We start from the raw sequence: 13,763 nt of genomic DNA, 5'->3' as shown, positions 1-13,763 counted from the left end.
AGACCCCGTTGAAGCCTTCCGCATCCCTCACGCCCGGGCGCTCAAGCGCCATTGCCGCCGCTTGCGTGGCGCTCTTGTCAGCAGCCCCCGCGCTGGCCCAGGAGCAGCCGCAGCAGATGGACGCCGTGGTCGTCACCGGCACCCTGATCCGCGGCACACGCACCGTCGGCTCGCCGGTCGTGAGCCTCTCGCGGACGGACCTTGAACGCTCTCCCGCCGCCACCGTGGTGGACCTGCTGCGCGACCTGCCGCAGATCGCCAACCTCGGTGCCAGCGACACCCACCTCAGCACCACGCAGAACGCCAACCAGAACGTCACGGCCGGCTCAGGCATCAACCTGCGCGGCCTCGGGCCCGAATCGACCCTGGTGCTGGTCTCGGGCCGGCGCATCGCCCCCGGCGGCGTGGCCGGGCAGTACACCGACCCCTCCAGCATCCCCGCGCTCGCCGTCGAACGCCTGGAAGTGGTGACCGACGGCGCCTCGGCCACCTATGGCTCCGACGCCGTGGGTGGCGTGGTCAACCTGCGGCTGCGGCGCAACTTCAGCGGGGCCGAGGCCATGCTGCGCTACGGCAGCGCCGACGGCATGCACCAGAAGCAAGCCGGCCTGATCGTGGGGTCGCAGTGGACCGGCGGCAGCGCCATGCTGGCCCTGGACGGCAACAGCCGCAGCGAGCTCAACGCGACGAGCCGCCCCTTCTTCACCGACGACTTGCGCCCCTGGGGCGGGCCTGACCTGCGCGGCTTCAACGCGGCGCCGGGCAATGTGCAGATCGGCAGCACGCGCTACGCCATACCCGCCGGCCAGAACGGCATTGGCCTGGCCGCCTCGCGCCTGGTGGCCGGCACGGCCAACAAGCAAAGCGCCCACCAAGGTGTGAGCGTGCTGCCCGCGCAGGAGCGCAACGGCGGCGTGTTCAATGTCGTGCAGGAGCTGAACGACAGCGTCACGCTGACGCTAGAGGGCTTCTGGAGCCAGCGCCGGTTCGATCGCAGCATCAGCGCCGTCTCCGGCAACTACACGGTGCGCGCGACCAACCCCTTCTTCGTCACGCCGGTGGCGGGCGGCACCTCGGAAGTCATCAACTACTCGTTCTATGGCGACACCGGCGCAGCCAAGTCCATCGGCTTCGAGCGCTCGCAGCAGTTTGCCGCCGTGCTGGACTTTGACCTGCCTGCGCGCTGGAGGGGCAACTTCCACGTGGCCCACAGCACCACGCAGAACCGCAACCTGATCGACATCGTCAACAACAACGCGGTCAACACCGCGCTGGCCGATACCAACGCCGCCACCTCGCTCAATCTCTTCTGCGACGGCGCGGCCTTCAAGTGCAACAACCCGGCCACCATCGCCGGCCTCATCGGCTACCAGGACCGCAACGCCAAGTTCTCGATGCTGGACTTCGCGGCGCGCGCCGATGGCCCGCTCTTCAGCGTGCCGGCCGGCACCGTGCGTGCCGCCGTGGGCCTGCAGTCACACCAGGACAAGCTGCCCTACTTCGTCATCAACAACACCACCACGCCCACCACCGCCACCACGCGCAGCGTGGACAACGCCGCCTCCAACCCCGAGCGCAAGGTGCAGGGCGTGTTTGCCGAGCTGAACGTGCCGCTGGTGTCGGCCGGCATGCAGGTGCCGCTGGTGCAGCGGCTCGACATGGCCCTGGCTGGCCGCGTCGAGCACTACAGTGACTTCGGCTCCGCCAAGACCCCGAAGGTGGGCCTGAGCTGGGTGCCGCACGACGGGCTCGAAGTGCGCAGCACCTACAGCCGCGCTTTCCGCGCGCCCACCATGGGCGACATCGACCCCGTGCAAGGCGTCGTCAACGTGGTGGACCGCGTCGATGCCAACGGGACCACCTCGCTGCGCGGCTTGCTCTACCTGGGCGGCAACCCCTCGGGCCTCAAGCCCGAGACGGCCACCATCAAGACCTTTGGCCTCAGCTTCAAGCCGACCTCGCTGCGGGGCCTCACCGCCTCGCTGGACTGGTTCGACATCGACTACCGCAACCGCATCCTCACGCCCGGCAACGACGTGACCGTGCTGCAGCGCCCCGAGCTGGCCGCCTACGTCAACCGCGCGCCTACGGCGGCCCAGCTCGACGCCGCCAAAGCCAACCCGGTCTACTCGGGCTCGCAGGCCGAGAGCCTGAACACCATCAAGTTCATCGTCGATGGCCGGCGCCAGAACGCTGGTGCCGTGCGCCAGACCGGCATGGACCTGGCACTGCGCTACGTGACCCCCAGCCCCATCGGCCAGCTCACCGGCGGCTTCACGGCCACCTACCTGAGCAAGTACGAGCAGCAGTTCACCCCCACCACGCCGATGGTGGGCGGCCTGCTCAACACGCTCAACAACCCGCTGCGCCTGCGGGGCCGGCTGGAGCTGGGCTGGGCGATGGACGCGCTCGCCAGCGTCAGCCTCTTTGCCAACCACGCCAATGCCTACACCAACGCCTCGCTGGCCACGCGGCCCCAGGTCGCGGCGCTGACCACGCTGGACCTGAACGCTCGCCTGTCGCTCGCGAGCTGGCTGCCCAAGGAGCACATCAAGGACGCGGCGCTGACGCTCTCGGTCGTCAACCTCAGCGACAAGCAGCCGCCCTATGTGCAGAACGGCAATCTGGCCTTCGACCCGCAGACGGCCAGCGCCATCGGGCGCATGGTGTCGGTCGGCATCAACGGACGCTGGTGATGCGCACCCGGCTGCTTCTTGCTGCTTTGCTGAGTCTGGGCGCGTGGGCGGCAGAAATCCAGGCTCAGACCACTGATGGCGTGCAGGTCGATGAAGGCCGGCTGCCCAGCGGCGCCGTCTACCGCTTCGAGCGGCCGGCGCAGTGGCAGCGCGGGCCCCTGTTGGTCTACAGCAGCGGCTACTCGGCCACCCTGGGCGCGCCGCGCACCAGCCATGGCGAGGAGCGCACCGCCCTGCTGGCCCAGGGCTATGCGCTGATGGGCATCACCGCCTCACGCCCCGGCTGGGCGCTGGAGCAGGTGGTGCCCGAGCAGCTGGAGGCGCTCGACGCCTTCATCAAGCAGCACGGCCAACCCAAGCGCACCCTCGCCATCGGCACCTCGATGGGCGCGCTGGTCAGCACGCAACTCGTGGAGCAGCACCCCGCGCGCTTTGACGGCGGGCTCTTGATCTGCGGCTCCGTCGCCGGCACCCTGGCGATGATGAACCAGGCCTTTGACGCCACCTGGGCCTTTGCCACCTTGCAACCCGAGCTGGGCCTGCCCACGCGATTGCACGCCGCCGGTGACGCTGGCCGCCAGCAGCGCCAGGCCTGGTTGCAGGCCGTGGCCAGCGCGCGCCAAACGCCCCAGGGTCGCGCCCGCCTGGCCCTAGCCGCCACCCTGGCCCAAGCCCCCGCCTGGGCCGATGCCAAGAGCCCACCGCCCGCGCTGGACGACATCGACGCCCAGGCCGCCGCGCTGGCGCAGGCCTTCGCCCCTGCGTCCCTGCTGCCGCGCGACGACCAGGAGCAGCGCGCCGGCGGCAACTTCTCGTGGAACGAGGGCGTGGACTACGCCGACCTCGTGCGCCGCAGTGGCCGCGAGAACCTGCTGCGCGCCATCTACGAGCGCGCCGGCCACAAGCTGGACGACGACCTCGCCCTGCTCGCCGCCGCACCCCGCACCACCGCCGACCCTGCCGCCGTGGCCTATATGCAGCGCCACTACGTGCCTACTGCCCATCCGCCCAAGCCGCTGCTGACCCTGCAGACCACGGCCGACCCGCTGACCCTGACCGAGTTCAGCACCGCCTACGCACAAGCGGCCCAGGCCGCCGGCCAGGGCGAGCAGGTGCGCACAGCCCACGTGCGGCGCCTGGGCCACTGCGGCTTCGAGCCCGGTGAGGTGCTGGCCGCCCTGCAGACCCTGGAAGCCCGCATCGCCGGCCAGCCTTGGCAGGCCGACGCCGCCGCGCTCAATGCCCGTGCACGGAGCAGCGGTGTGCCCAGCCCCGCCTTTGTGGACCATCACCCCGCCCCCTTGCTGCGCCCTTGCTGGAACCAGCGCAGCGACCGCTGTAACGCCCCGATTCGAAAGTCGTCCCCGTGAGTTTGAAACTGAACCGCCGCCATGCCCTCGCGCTGGCCACCGCTGCTGCCTGCCCCTCGCTGCATGCACAAATCCCCGCCCAGGCTCGCCTGGTGGTGGGCTTCCAGGCCGGCGGCACCGGCGACTTCATCGCCCGCACCCTGGCCGACACGCTGCGCGCCAAGGGCTTTGCGCAGTCCGTCATCGTCGAGAACCGTGCCGGTGCCGGCGGCGTGCTGTCGGTGCAGACCGTCAAGGCCGCCACGCCCGACGGCACCACCTTGCTCTCGACCCCGGCCACCGTGCTGACCGTGCTGCCGCACACGCACCGCAAGCCGCCCTTCGACGTGTTCAAGGACCTCACGCCCCTGGGCGCCGTGAGCACCCTGGACATGGCCCTGGTGACGTCGAGCCGCAGCGGCGCGCGCACCGTCAAGGAAGCCCTCGACGCCGCGCGGCGCGACCCCTCGCTCGCCCCCTACGCCACGGCCGGCGTGGGCACCATGGCCCATGTGCTGGGCGCGCAGATCGTGCGCCGCAGCGGCGTGCCCCTGGTGCACACGCCCTACCGCGGCGGCGGCCAGGCGCTGCAGGAGCTGATCGGCGACCAGGTGCCGCTGGCCATCGTCTCCATCAGTGACCTGCTGCTGCGCGCCCAGCGCGAAGGCCGCGTGCGCATCCTCGCCACCTCGGGCCTGCGCCGCACGCGCTTCCTGCCCGAGGTGCCCACGCTCGTCGAGAGCGGCTTCGAGGGCGTGGTCGCCAGCGACTGGAGCGTGATCATGGGCCCGCCCGGCATGGCGCCCGAGCGCATCGAGCGCGTGGCCGCCACCATCACCGAGGCCGCCACGCAGCCGGCCTATGCCAAGGCGCTGGACCGCTTCTTCGTCGAAGCCCTGGCCATGCCGCGCGAGGCCGTCATCAAGCGCCTGCACGACGAGTACCAGGCCATGGGCCGCATCGTCCAGCAAGAGCGCATCACCGTGGAGAGCTGAGCATGAGCACCGAGTCCACTGACGGCGTTGACCGCCGCGCCGCCCACGACTTCGACCCCCGCGCCGAGGAAGACTTCAGCAGCGCCCACGCCATCTATGCCGACCTGCGCCAGCGCTGCCCGGTGGCGCGCAGCCAGCAGTGGGGCGGCTTCTGGGCGCTGACCCGGCATGCCGACGTCTCGGCCCTGCTCAGCGACCCGCGCTACACCACCAGCGTGCAGAACGTGGTGCCCAAGTTCGCCTTCACCGGCCGGCGCCCACCCCTGCACCTGGACCCGCCCGAGCACACCGACTACCGCGAGGTCATCAACCGCTTCTTCTCCAAGCCCAAGATGGCGCGGCTGGAGCCGCTGATCCGCCGCGACACCGTGGCCCTGCTGCAGCCCCTGATCGATAGCGGCGAGACCGACATCGCGCTCGACTTCGCGCACCGCATCCCGGCCTATGTGTTTGCCGAGTTCTTCAACCTGCCCCGCGAACTGGCCATGACCATCCGCGAGGTCACCAAGATCTATGTCACCGCCATCATGGACGTCGACGACGAGGTGGTGAAGCAGTACAGCATGCGGCTCTACGACATCGCGCGCAGCGTCATCGCCCAGCGCGAGGCCGAGCCCATGGACCCGGCCGAAGACCTCACCACCGCCCTGCTCGCCGCACGCCCGAACGGCCAGCCCCTGCCGCCCGAGATGGTGCTGGGCTGTGTGCGCCAGCTGCTCGTCACCGGCATGGTGGCGCCGGCCGTCTTCATCGGCACCATGTTTGCCCACCTGGCCGGCGACCCCGCGCTGCACCAGCAGCTGCGCGCCGACCCCAGCCTCATCCCCGCCGCGCTGGAGGAGTACCTGCGCCTCTTCACGCCCTACCGCGGCATGTCGCGCACGGCCAAGGAGGACGTCGTCCTGCACGGCCAGACCATCCGCACCGGCGAGCCCATCGCCCTCATCTACGCCTCGGCCAATCGCGACGAATCCGTCTTCCCCGACGGCGACCGCTTCATCCTCAACCGCCCCAACATCAACAAGCACATCGCCTTCGGTCGTGGCATCCACCAGTGCGCCGGCATCCCGCTGGCGCGCCTGATGCTCGGCATCGCGCTCGAAGAGTTCGTGATGCGCGCCGAGCACTGCGAACTGGCTGGGCCCGTGAAGATGGCGCGGTGGGCAGAGTGGGGGACGACCTCGGTGCCGCTGCGGGTGCGGGCCGCACCCATGGACGCGACCGCGCGGGCGTAAAAAAACCGGCTTGAAAGGCCGGTTTCCTTAGGCGCCGCTGCTGGCTTCAGCTGCGTCCGCCGTAGCCGTCCGTGCCGTAGCCGACATCGCGGCGGCTGGTGGCGCGGTAGCCCGTGGGGCTGTAGGCCCCCGGCGCGACACGGTCCTCGCGCGGCCGGGCCAGGCTCACGACGATGGTGCGGCCATCGACCGACATGCCGTGCAGGGCCGTGATCGCCGCCTGGGCCGCCTCGGCGGTCGTCATCTCGACAAAGCCGAAGCCCTTGGACTGGCCGCTGTCGCGGTCCATCATGACCTTGGCGGAGGACACGCCGCCAAACTCGGCGAAGTTGCTCTTGAGGCTGGCGTCGGTGACGGAATAGGGCAGGTTGCCCACGTAGATCTTGCTGCTCATGGTGGAGCCTTTCAGTGAATCAGCGCGCATCGTCGTGATGCACGCGTGTGTGAACAAGGGGGGTGCAGGTTGGGGTCTGCTGTGCGCAGCAGGGTCAGCACGCGGAGGGCTGGGGCATGCTGCTTTGCAGCCAGCCTTGGGTGACGGCAAACAGCTTGGCGGCATCGCGCGACGCAAACGTCGTGTCAAACCTGAAGACCCGGCAGTAGCTGCCGTTGCCTTGGGCGCGCTGGATTGCAAAGGAGGCGCGGAAGCGGCCGCAATGCGTCGGGTGTGTCGCGGGCGAGACGACGTACTTGCCCATGGAAATGGCGGTGTTGGAAATCGTGATCAATCAGGGTCACCGGCGTGGACCACGCCAGCTTGAGCAAAAAGGGCTCGGTTGGCTGCAGCTCTGCAAGCCAAAAGGGCGACGGGCGTCGCGCGACTCGGACGGCAATGGCGAGGTCTGCCACGCAAGCTGGGTTGCGTTGGGCCGGCAGATGCGGTCCCGAAGCCCCAATTATAGGGTTTTGGATATTTTGGCCGGCTTCAACATTATTTTTGGTTTTGTATGGCGGCCGATTTGCGGGCCCATCGGCCTTTTTGCGGCGGGCTGAATCCAAACGGCGGGGGGCGGCGCTCCAAGGAAGCACCATTGACCACTTCCTGACCGGAGCGACCCATGTTTCAGCCCTACATCACCCCGCTGCTCATCCCCATCCTGGCCCTGTTCATCCCCATCGTCGCCATCGTGGCGCACTACCTGGGCAAGGCCAACAGCGAGCGCCAGCGGCACGAGACCATCCGTGAGCTGGCCCGGGCCGGGCAGCCCATCCCGCCCGAGCTGCTGTCTGCCGTGCAGGACGCTGAAATCGCCCCCAAGCGCGAGGCCAACAACCCCAACCGCATCCTGGTGCCGGGCGTCATCAACATCGGCATCGGCTTCGGGCTGATGGGCATGTTCGCTGCCATGATGCCGGGCCAGTGGCTGTGGGCCATCGGGCTGATTCCGCTCTTCCTGGGCGTCGGCTTCGTGGTGATCTGGGCCGTGGTGCGCAAGCAACCTGACCCGCGCCTGTGAGCCCGCCCGCTGCCGCCGTGCCTGCGGAGGAGCGCCTGCTGGTCAGCCGCGCAGCGGCCGGTGACCGCACGGCCTTTGCTGCCCTCGTGCAGGCCCACCAGGGCTATCTGCGCAAGCTGCTGTGCCGCGTCTGCAAGGGCGACCAGGGCCGCGCCGACGACCTGGCGCAGGAGGCCTTCATCCGCGCCTGGCGGGCGCTGCCGGGCTTTCGGGGCGAGGCGCGCTTTCGCACCTGGCTGACGCGGCTGGCCTACTCGGCGCTCTCGGCCGAGCGCCCGCCGCTGCCGACACTCGCGGCCATGGACGAGCCGCCCCCCGAGCTGGGCGCGCACAGCGACTTTGCGCCCGGTGCCGACTGGCGGATGGACCTGGACCAGGCCCTCGCCACCCTGAGCGACGCCCAGCGCCACGCCCTGCTGCTTTGCTACGAGGCCGACCTCAGCCACACCGAGGCCGCCCAGGTGCTGGGCTGGCCGCTTGGCACCCTCAAGACCCATTTGCTGCGCGCCAAAGCAAAATTGCGCGAGCAGCTCCGCGCCTGGGAGCCCACGCCATGACCGATCTCCAGCACAACCACAGCCCCGACCCCATGCCGGACGCCTTCGACGCCCTGCTGCGCACGCAGCTCCACGCCGAGCCCGAGCCGCTGGATGCCGGCTTCAGCCTGCGCGTGATGGCCGCCCTGCCCACCCAGACACCCCGCCGCTTTGCCCCGCCGCCCGCGCTGGGCCGCTGGCTGCGCATCGCGCAGTGGTCGGCCACCAGCACCGCCGCCGCCGGCCTCTCGGCCGTGTTTGCGAGCCCCACCCTGCAGGCCGACCCGGCCCGCGCGCTGGCGGGCGCCTGCCTGCTGGGCCTGGTGGTGTTTTGGTCGATCCCGAGTCGGTGGAGTGGAAGCTGAGGAGATTCACGCGCCGGCCACGCCAGAATTGCGGCCTTGTGCCCACGTAGAAGTTCCCCATGCGCCACCCCGTCTTGAGCCGCTGTGCAGCAGCCCTGCTGGTTTCGATGTCCCTCGGCCTGTCCGGCCTGCCGGCCCAGGCCGCCGCGCCCGCAAGCACCGCCTCGGTGGCTTGGGTGACGGTGACGGGCGATGCCGACATGGACCGCCAGTTTGCCCAGGCCAAGGCCGAGAAAAAGCCCGTGCTGCTGTACTGGGGTGCCAAGTGGTGCCCGCCCTGCAACCAGCTCAAGGCCACGCTGTTCAACCGCGCGGACTTCATCGAGCAGTCCAAGGCCTTCGTGGCCGTGGGGCTGGATGGCGACGCGCCGGGCGCGCAAAAACTGGGCGAGCGCTTCAAGGTGAGTGGCTACCCGACGCTGATCCTCTTCAGCCCGGCGGGCCAGGAGATCACGCGGCTGCCCGGCGAGGCGGACGCGCCCCAGGTCATCAAGCTGTTGCAACTGGGCCTGGCCGGCGGGCGGCCGATCCAGGCGGTGCTGGCCGATGCTCAAGGAGGCAAGAAGCTCACGGCCAATGAGTGGCGTCTGCTGGCCTTTTACAGCTGGGAGACCGATCACCAGCAACTGATCGCGGCCAAGGACAAGGCAGCGGTGCTCGCACGCTTGGCCAAGGCCGCTGAGGGCGGTGATGCCGAGACAGCGTTGCGCCTGACGCTCAAGGCCCTGGCCACCGAGGGCTCGGCCCTCAAGCCCGATGCCGCCCTGCTGGCGCGCGTGCGCGCGGTGCTGGCCAGCCCGGCGCAAAGCCACGCCATGATGGACGTGCTGGTCAACGAAGCGCCCGACCTGGTGCGCAACCTGGCGCCCGAGGCCGGGCCGGCGCGCCAGGCCCTGGTGGCCGATTTCGAACCCGCGCTCAAGCGCCTGGAGATGGACCGCTCGCTCTCGCGCGCCGACCGCCTGGGTGCCCTGATGGCCCGCGTGGAGCTGGCCCGCATCGACGCGCCCAAGACCGAGCTCAACCCCAAACTGCCCGCTGCGTTGCAGCAGGAAAGCCGCGACGCCGCCCAGCGTGCGCACCGCGAGATCACGGACGGCTACGAGCGCCAGGCCGTGGTCACCAGCGCCGCCTACCTGCTGACCCGCGCGGGCCTGTGGAAGGACAGCGACGAGCTGCTCAAGGCCGCGCTGGCGCGCAGCCACTCGCCCTACTACCTGATGAGCCAGCTGGGTGGCAATGCGCGCAAGCAAGGCCAGAAGGCCGAGGCCCTGCGCTGGTACGAAGAAGCCTTCAACAAGAGCGAGGGCCCGGCCACGCGCCTGCAATGGGGCGCCGGTTACTTCACTGCGCTGGTGGAGCTGGCGCCCGAGGACGCCACCCGCATCGAGAAGGCCGCCAGCCAGCTCTTCACCGAAGCGGCCGGAGATCCCAGCGCCTTTTATGAGCGCAGCGAACGCTCGCTGGCCCGCGTGGCCACCCAGCTGCAAACCTGGAACAAGGACGGCAGCAAGGCCGCCGTGATCAGCCGCCTCAAGACCCAGCTCGACGGCGTGTGCGGCAAGCTCGACGCCGCCGAGACCAAGGCGCGTGCGGCTTGCGGCAAGTTGCTTAAGACATGAGTTCAGCCACGCACCACCTCGCCCCCTCGCACTGCCCCAACTGCGCCCAGGACCTCGACCCCCACGACCGCTTCTGCCGCCACTGCGGCCAGGACACGGCCAACCACCCGCCCACGCTGTTCGAGTTCGTCCACGAGTTCGTGGCCCACTACGTGGCCGCCGAGGGCGCGCTGTGGAAGAGCCTGGCCGGGCTGATGTTCCGGCCCGGCTACCTGACGCGCGAGTACCTGGCCGGCCGCAAGCAACGCTATGTGCTGCCCCTGCGCCTGCTGCTGACGCTGGGCTTGTTGTTCTTCTTCACGCTCAAGCTAGTGCCAGCCGGCGTCTCGGTGGAGGGCACGGCCAAGCCCACGGTTGCCACCGCCGCCGCTGCAGCCAGTGATGCCGCCAGCGCGCCCGCTTCAGGCGTCAACCTCGGCCTGTCCTCCGCCAACAAGGCCGTGAACTTCCAGGTGTCGAGCGACGTGGCGGACGCGCTCCCCGGCTTCCTGCAGGACCGCGCCCGCCGCGCCATCGCGCGTTGGCAGCGTGACGCCGACGGCGCCGCCCGCAGCACCATCTCCACCCTGCTGGCCTGGGCGCCCTATGCGGTGCTGGCTTCGCTGCCCTTCTTTGCCGGGCTGCTCAAGCTGTTCTACCGCCGCACGGCCTATGGCGCGCACTTCGTGTTTGCGCTGCATCTGCATGCCGCCTGGTACCTGATGCTCACCGCCCTGGTGCTGACGCCCTGGGGCTACGCACCCGCCGTCGTCATGCTCTGGGCCAGCGCCTACGCCTGGCTGGCGCTGCGCAAGGTCTATGGCGCGTCCTGGCTCGGCACCACCCTGCGGGCCATCCCGCTGGCGCTGCTGCACTGCGCGCTGGCCGCCGTGGGCTACACGGGCGTGGCCATTGCTGGGGCCTTGAGCGTGGGCTGAGGCTCAGGCGTCCACGGCCGGCAGCTTGACGAGCAGGTCGGTGACGCCGATGTCGATGCCGAGCTGTGACAGCAAGGTGCTGACCTGGCCTCGATGGTGGGTCTGGTGGTTGAAGAAGTGCAGCAGCACATCGCCGAGCCGCAGCGTCATGCGTTCGCCCGACATCCGGGCAAAGCTGAAGGAGCCGGCCAGGTGGTCGGGGCTGAGCTCATCGGCCCAGCGCAGCACCAGGGCGTCGAGCCGGGCGCGGTAGGCGCGCAGGCCGGCAAAGTCGGGCGCCATGGGCTCGCGCAGTGAGCGGGGGCTGGGCAGGCCAGCCATCTCGACCAGGCTGGCAAAGCCGGGCGGATGGGCGGCGAAGCGCTGCATCCAGACGGTGTCGGCCACGGCGATGTGGTTGAGTGTGCCAAGGATGGAGCCAAAGAAGGCGCCCCGGTCGGCCGCCAGCTCGGCTTCAGTCAGGCCGGCCGCAGCCTCGTAGAGGCGCTCGTTCATCCAGCGGTTGTAGTCGGCAAACAGGGCGATCTGCTGTGGGCTCATGGATGGGTCTGGGCGCTTGACGATGAGGGCGGCATCAGCTGCCTGCTGGGGGCTCCCAGAGTTCGAGCTTGTTGCCCTCGGGGTCGATCACCCAGCCGAACTTGCCGTACTCGGATTCGTCCACCTTCTCCAGCACCTGGCAGCCTTCGGCGCGCAGCGCGGCCAGCAGGGCGTGCAGGTCGGCAACGCGGAAGTTGATCATGAAGGGTGCGGTGCTGGGCGCGAAGTAGCCGGTGTCGTCCTTGAAGGGGCTCCAGATCGTGGTGCCGCTGGGGCTGTCGTCGGCCCATTTGAAGGCGACGCCGCCCCAGTCCTCGACCGCCAAGCCCAGGTGCTGCCGGTACCAGGCGGCGAGGGCTTGGGGGTCGCGGGCCTTGAAGAAGATGCCGCCGATGCCGGTCACGCGTTTCATGCACTCGCTCCTGAAGAGGCTGCCATCACTGGCAGACAAAAACGCTGATGTACCACTTGGTCAGCTGCATCGATTCGCGCAGGGTGGTCTGCACGCCGGCGTCGCTGATGCGCTGGGCCAGGAGTTTGGCAGCCTCCGTCTCGAGCGGCGCGTTGTAGCGGATCTCGTTGGCGGTGATGCCATAGCCCGGCTGCTGGTTGACGCTGTCGGGCAGGAAGCGCAGCCGCCAGCGGCCGGTCTCGCCGGGCTGCTGCAGCTGGAGCAGCTTGCGGGCGAGGGGCTCGGAGCTGGCCTGCTTGGCGGCGCAGTAGAAGACGTCGATGTCCATGCTGCCGATCGCGGTGCTGGCGGTGCCGGCGGCCTTGGTTGCAGCCGCTGGTGGCGGCGCCGCGTTCTGCTGTGCCAGTTGGGCCTGCACCTCGTAGAACTTGGAGCTTTCGCTGGCCGAGCGCTTGACTTCCGGCGCGGTGGCGCTGACGGCCAGCACGCTGAGCAGCTTGTAGCGGAAGGGGTCTTCGGCCAGAGACTCGATGAGCACGCGCAGGGCCTCTTCGTCCTTGGCGGTCTTGTCCTTGCGCTCGAGGATTTTGCGCACCTCCTGGTAGAGGTCGAAGCTGAGCTTGCGGCCGGACTCGGTCTCCTTGAGCCGGGCCTCGGCCTCCTTGAGGCGTCGATCGGTGTCCGCGAGCTGGATGTTCAGCTCCTTGAGCCTCTCGTCGAGGGGCAGGGCCTTCCAGGCCGCGAACACGGCGATCGCGGCGGAGGCGATGGCAATGGCTTTGGATGTGGCGTCGAGCGTGATGGGCATGGCGCGCCTCGAAGTGGTGGGTCGGGGGGGGGATCGCGCCGGATGCTGCAACAGCTGCCGGCCGGCCGCCAGCCCACATTTGACGAGCATCACACCCGCAGCAGGCGCGACGGCTTGCGCTCAGGCTGGCGGTGCTAGGCTGGCAGCCTGACACACCCTAAGGAGGACCCGCCCATGAAGACCCCCTTGATCGCCGCGGCCCTGACCCTGGCCCTGGCTGGCTTGGTGTCGCCTGCGCAGGCTCGCAGCCACCATGCGGCCGGTACATCGGCCAGCGGCCACGCACCCAGCCTGCAAGCCGCCAAGAAGGCGCACAAGAAGACCGGCAAGCACGGCAAGAAGCACGTGAAGAAAAAGGCCCACGCGGCGGACTGAGCGCCAGTAGTGCCAAGCGAAACGGGCCGCTTCGTGCGGCCCGTTTTTCATTTCAGCTTCAGTCCGCTCAGCCCTGAACTCAGCCCTTGAGCATGCAGAAAGCGTTGAGCTTGTTGCCGTCCAGATCGCGGAAGTAGGCGGCATAGAAAGGGCCGCCACGCTGGCCGGGCGCCCCTTCGTCGGTGCCGCCCAGTTCGAGGGCCTTGCTGTAGACAGCCTGGACGCGCTCGGGCGTGTCGCAGGCCAGCGCGATCATCGTGCCGTTGCCCACGGTGGCGGGCTGGCCGTTGAACGGGGTGAGCAGGCCAAAGCCCGGCTTGTCCATGCTCACACCCCAGGCGTAGCCGCGATCGAAGGTCATGGTGCGGTGGGCGCCCAGCAGGCCCAGCACGGCGTCGTAGAAGGCGGTGGCGCGGGGCAGGTCGTTGGTGCCGACGGTGGTGTAGCCGATCATGA

Annotated in this window: 16 protein-coding genes; 10 read left to right on the top strand and 6 right to left on the bottom strand. The window is 69.4% G+C overall.

Going from position 1 to position 13,763, the window contains the following annotated elements; genetic code table 11:
- The first annotated feature begins 8 nt into the window (after positions 1 to 8).
- Genes ABDJ85_RS03365 through ABDJ85_RS03350 form a run of 4 tightly spaced genes read left to right on the top strand, consistent with a single transcriptional unit; the run spans position 9 to position 6,275 of the window.
- A complete protein-coding gene (locus ABDJ85_RS03365; RefSeq protein ID WP_347703320.1) occupies positions 9 to 2,696 on the top strand; it encodes a TonB-dependent receptor plug domain-containing protein in 2,688 nt (895 codons plus the stop codon).
- Positions 2,696 to 4,066: an alpha/beta fold hydrolase domain-containing protein gene (locus ABDJ85_RS03360; protein WP_347703319.1), complete on the top strand. Its 1,371-nt coding sequence runs from the start codon at positions 2,696 to 2,698 to the stop codon at positions 4,064 to 4,066. The genes ABDJ85_RS03365 and ABDJ85_RS03360 overlap by 1 nt, the downstream gene beginning before the upstream one ends.
- Entirely contained in the window at positions 4,063 to 5,040 is a 978-nt protein-coding gene (locus tag ABDJ85_RS03355) for a Bug family tripartite tricarboxylate transporter substrate binding protein (protein ID WP_347703318.1), read from the top strand. The genes ABDJ85_RS03360 and ABDJ85_RS03355 overlap by 4 nt, the downstream gene beginning before the upstream one ends.
- A 2-nt stretch (positions 5,041 to 5,042) precedes the next feature.
- Positions 5,043 to 6,275, top strand: coding sequence for a cytochrome P450 (locus ABDJ85_RS03350; RefSeq protein ID WP_347703317.1), 1,233 nt, complete (start codon positions 5,043 to 5,045; stop codon positions 6,273 to 6,275).
- Between the two features lie 46 nt (positions 6,276 to 6,321).
- Here the strand turns inward: ABDJ85_RS03350 and rbp are convergent, their stop codons facing one another.
- Positions 6,322 to 6,669, bottom strand: coding sequence for an RNA-binding regulator (gene rbp / locus ABDJ85_RS03345; protein ID WP_347703316.1), 348 nt, complete (start codon positions 6,667 to 6,669; stop codon positions 6,322 to 6,324).
- 94 nt (positions 6,670 to 6,763) lie between these two features.
- Complete coding sequence (locus ABDJ85_RS03340) at positions 6,764 to 6,973, bottom strand: hypothetical protein (RefSeq protein ID WP_347703819.1); 210 nt, start codon at positions 6,971 to 6,973, stop codon at positions 6,764 to 6,766.
- A 360-nt stretch (positions 6,974 to 7,333) separates the two neighbouring features.
- Between ABDJ85_RS03340 and ABDJ85_RS03335 the strand changes: the two genes are divergently transcribed.
- Genes ABDJ85_RS03335 through ABDJ85_RS03315 form a run of 5 tightly spaced genes read left to right on the top strand, consistent with a single transcriptional unit; the run spans position 7,334 to position 11,172 of the window.
- Positions 7,334 to 7,732 carry a DUF6249 domain-containing protein gene (locus ABDJ85_RS03335; protein WP_347703315.1) on the top strand — a complete coding sequence of 133 codons (399 nt, stop codon included), beginning with the start codon at positions 7,334 to 7,336 and terminating at the stop codon, positions 7,730 to 7,732.
- On the top strand, positions 7,729 to 8,289 hold the full coding sequence (locus tag ABDJ85_RS03330; RefSeq protein ID WP_347703314.1) for an RNA polymerase sigma factor: 561 nt from the start codon (positions 7,729 to 7,731) through the stop codon (positions 8,287 to 8,289). Before ABDJ85_RS03335 ends, ABDJ85_RS03330 begins: the two co-directional genes overlap by 4 nt.
- Positions 8,286 to 8,633, top strand: a complete 348-nt coding sequence (locus ABDJ85_RS03325) for a hypothetical protein (protein WP_347703313.1) — start codon at positions 8,286 to 8,288, stop codon at positions 8,631 to 8,633. Before ABDJ85_RS03330 ends, ABDJ85_RS03325 begins: the two co-directional genes overlap by 4 nt.
- A gap of 59 nt (positions 8,634 to 8,692) precedes the next feature.
- Positions 8,693 to 10,255 (top strand): thioredoxin family protein, encoded by a 1,563-nt coding sequence (locus ABDJ85_RS03320; RefSeq protein ID WP_347703312.1) that lies wholly within the window; start codon positions 8,693 to 8,695, stop codon positions 10,253 to 10,255.
- Complete coding sequence (locus tag ABDJ85_RS03315; RefSeq protein ID WP_347703311.1) at positions 10,252 to 11,172, top strand: DUF3667 domain-containing protein; 921 nt, start codon at positions 10,252 to 10,254, stop codon at positions 11,170 to 11,172. Before ABDJ85_RS03320 ends, ABDJ85_RS03315 begins: the two co-directional genes overlap by 4 nt.
- Positions 11,173 to 11,175: 3 nt before the next feature.
- On the opposite strand, the gene ABDJ85_RS03310 is transcribed toward ABDJ85_RS03315, so the two are convergent.
- From ABDJ85_RS03310 to ABDJ85_RS03300, 3 genes are read right to left on the bottom strand one after another with little or no spacing between them, the layout of a single operon-like run.
- Positions 11,176 to 11,712, bottom strand: coding sequence for a DinB family protein (locus ABDJ85_RS03310; RefSeq protein WP_347703310.1), 537 nt, complete (start codon positions 11,710 to 11,712; stop codon positions 11,176 to 11,178).
- A 34-nt stretch (positions 11,713 to 11,746) separates the two neighbouring features.
- Positions 11,747 to 12,124: a VOC family protein gene (locus ABDJ85_RS03305; RefSeq protein ID WP_347703309.1), complete on the bottom strand. Its 378-nt coding sequence runs from the start codon at positions 12,122 to 12,124 to the stop codon at positions 11,747 to 11,749.
- A 25-nt stretch (positions 12,125 to 12,149) separates the two neighbouring features.
- Positions 12,150 to 12,932 (bottom strand): hypothetical protein, encoded by a 783-nt coding sequence (locus ABDJ85_RS03300; protein WP_347703308.1) that lies wholly within the window; start codon positions 12,930 to 12,932, stop codon positions 12,150 to 12,152.
- Positions 12,933 to 13,106: 174 nt separating this feature from the next.
- Between ABDJ85_RS03300 and ABDJ85_RS03295 the strand changes: the two genes are divergently transcribed.
- Complete coding sequence (locus tag ABDJ85_RS03295; protein WP_347703307.1) at positions 13,107 to 13,307, top strand: hypothetical protein; 201 nt, start codon at positions 13,107 to 13,109, stop codon at positions 13,305 to 13,307.
- Positions 13,308 to 13,386: 79 nt separating this feature from the next.
- Here the strand turns inward: ABDJ85_RS03295 and ABDJ85_RS03290 are convergent, their stop codons facing one another.
- The gene (locus ABDJ85_RS03290) at positions 13,387 to 13,761 is read right to left on the bottom strand and encodes a VOC family protein (protein WP_347703306.1); all 375 of its coding nucleotides are present in this window, start codon (positions 13,759 to 13,761) and stop codon (positions 13,387 to 13,389) included.
- Positions 13,762 to 13,763 lie beyond the last annotated feature (2 nt).

Origin of the sequence: Roseateles paludis (genome assembly GCF_039872745.1) — a bacterium.
GTDB classification, from domain to species: Bacteria; Pseudomonadota; Gammaproteobacteria; order Burkholderiales; family Burkholderiaceae_C; genus Pelomonas; species Pelomonas paludis.
The sequence above is the reverse complement of the archived record's forward strand: the minus strand, read 5'-3'. Positions and strand labels throughout refer to the sequence as shown.

Bases quoted from the DNA above. Each gene is read 5' to 3' on its own strand.
- ABDJ85_RS03360 (WP_347703319.1), top strand. From the start codon at position 2,696: ATGCGCACCCGGCTGCTTCTTGCTGCTTTGCTGAGTCTGGGCGCGTGG.
- ABDJ85_RS03350 (WP_347703317.1), top strand. From the start codon at position 5,043: ATGAGCACCGAGTCCACTGACGGCGTTGACCGCCGCGCCGCCCACGAC.
- rbp (WP_347703316.1), bottom strand. From the start codon at position 6,669: ATGAGCAGCAAGATCTACGTGGGCAACCTGCCCTATTCCGTCACCGAC.
- ABDJ85_RS03340 (WP_347703819.1), bottom strand. From the start codon at position 6,973: ATGGGCAAGTACGTCGTCTCGCCCGCGACACACCCGACGCATTGCGGC.
- ABDJ85_RS03335 (WP_347703315.1), top strand. From the start codon at position 7,334: ATGTTTCAGCCCTACATCACCCCGCTGCTCATCCCCATCCTGGCCCTG.
- ABDJ85_RS03325 (WP_347703313.1), top strand. From the start codon at position 8,286: ATGACCGATCTCCAGCACAACCACAGCCCCGACCCCATGCCGGACGCC.
- ABDJ85_RS03320 (WP_347703312.1), top strand. From the start codon at position 8,693: ATGCGCCACCCCGTCTTGAGCCGCTGTGCAGCAGCCCTGCTGGTTTCG.
- ABDJ85_RS03315 (WP_347703311.1), top strand. From the start codon at position 10,252: ATGAGTTCAGCCACGCACCACCTCGCCCCCTCGCACTGCCCCAACTGC.
- ABDJ85_RS03310 (WP_347703310.1), bottom strand. From the start codon at position 11,712: ATGAGCCCACAGCAGATCGCCCTGTTTGCCGACTACAACCGCTGGATG.
- ABDJ85_RS03305 (WP_347703309.1), bottom strand. From the start codon at position 12,124: ATGAAACGCGTGACCGGCATCGGCGGCATCTTCTTCAAGGCCCGCGAC.
- ABDJ85_RS03300 (WP_347703308.1), bottom strand. From the start codon at position 12,932: ATGCCCATCACGCTCGACGCCACATCCAAAGCCATTGCCATCGCCTCC.
- ABDJ85_RS03295 (WP_347703307.1), top strand. From the start codon at position 13,107: ATGAAGACCCCCTTGATCGCCGCGGCCCTGACCCTGGCCCTGGCTGGC.
- ABDJ85_RS03290 (WP_347703306.1), bottom strand. From the start codon at position 13,761: ATGATCGGCTACACCACCGTCGGCACCAACGACCTGCCCCGCGCCACC.